This window comes from Klebsiella sp. 2019SCSN059, from assembly GCF_021739525.1.
In the GTDB taxonomy this organism is placed as follows: domain Bacteria; phylum Pseudomonadota; class Gammaproteobacteria; order Enterobacterales; family Enterobacteriaceae; genus Klebsiella; species Klebsiella quasipneumoniae.
The window spans coordinates 1-1,496 of the sequence record NZ_JAKKOM010000104.1 but is presented as its reverse complement, the minus strand read 5'-3'; the positions used below and the strand labels follow the sequence as shown (position 1 = coordinate 1,496).

2 protein-coding genes are annotated in these 1,496 nt (G+C 55.8%); both read left to right on the top strand.

Features of this window, described 5'->3' with window-relative positions; translation table 11 throughout:
• Positions 1-444: type VI secretion system contractile sheath small subunit (gene tssB, locus L2I46_RS29070; RefSeq protein ID WP_226327953.1), on the top strand; the 444-nt coding region annotated here is incomplete at its 5' end.
• 42 nt (positions 445-486) lie between these two features.
• Positions 487-1,496, top strand: a 1,010-nt coding sequence (tssC, locus tag L2I46_RS29065) for a type VI secretion system contractile sheath large subunit (protein WP_236948415.1), incomplete at its 3' end; no start/stop codon positions are given.

Here is a 1,496-nt window from a genome sequence, read left to right as displayed (position 1 = left end):
AAATTATCTCTCCACACCGGCGGCGTGCAAAAAAAGGTTGAGCTGCCATTAAAGCTACTTACCATTGGTGATTTTAGTCACGGTAAAGAAAACCGGCCATTATCGGAAAGAGAAAAAATTAACGTCAATAAAAATAACTTTAACAGCGTACTTTCGGAATTTAGCCCGGAGGTGAATCTCTCGGTGCCGAATACGCTGGCTGGCAATGGCGAAGAGGAGAACGTCAGGCTGCGTTTTACCGATATCAACGATTTTGAACCGGAGCAGATTGCCCGGCAAATTCCACAACTCCGCGCCATGCTGGCGATGCGTAATTTATTACGCGATCTCAAATCCAATCTGCTTGATAACGCCACTTTCAGAAAAGAGCTCGAGGCAATTCTGAAAGATCCGGCGCTGTCACAGGAATTACGCGACGAAATGAGTGCGCTTGCTCCGAAATAATGCCGGGGCAAGTCTGTTAATGGAATAACCGGGAAAATGCTAATGTCTGTTACCACAGAAAACAGCCCTGCTCAGGGGCAAACCGCGCTGCAGGAAAACACGGCGAGCGAGGGCGTTTACGCGTCGCTGTTTGAAAAAATCAATCTCGCCCCGGCCTCTCGCCTCGGGGATATCAACGACTTTCTGGACGATGCCGCGCTCTCCGAGGCGCCGGCGGCGGAGCGTCTGACCGCGGCGATGCAGGTGTTTATGGAGCGCATCCGCCAGTCCGGCCAGCGGGTGGAAAAGCTCGATAAAACGCTGATTGACCACCATATCGCTGAACTGGATTTCCAGATAAGCCGCCAGCTGGACGCAGTGATGCACCATCCGGAGTTTCAGCAGGTCGAATCCCTGTGGCGCGGCCTCAAACAGCTGGTGGACAACACCGACTACCGCCAGAACGTGAAAACGGAGATCCTCGACGTCTCAAAGGACGATCTGCGTCAGGACTTTGAGGATGCGCCGGAGCTGATTCAGAGCGGCCTTTACTGGCACACCTACACCGCGGAGTACGACACCCCCGGCGGCGAGCCGATCGGCTCGCTGATCTCGGCCTATGAGTTCGACGCCAGCGCGCAGGACGTGGCGCTGTTGCGCAATATCTCCCGGGTTTCCGCTGCCGCCCACATGCCGTTTATCGGCGCCGTCGGCCCGGCTTTCTTCCTGAAAGAGACCATGGAAGAGGTCGCCGCCATCAAAGATATCGGTAACTACTTCGAACGTGCGGAATATATTCGCTGGAAAGCGTTTCGGGAAACCGACGACGCCCGCTACATCGGCCTGGTCATGCCGCGCGTGCTGGGTCGTCTGCCGTATGGTCCGGACACCGTGCCGGTGCGCAGCTTCAACTATGTCGAGCAGGTGAAGGGGCCGGACCACGAAAAGTATCTCTGGACCAGCGCGGCGTTCTCTTTCGCTTCCAATATGGTGAAGAGCTTTGTCAATAACGGCTGGTGCGTGCAGATCCGCGGCCCGCAGGCCGGCGGCGCGGTGAAAGATCTGCCCATCCA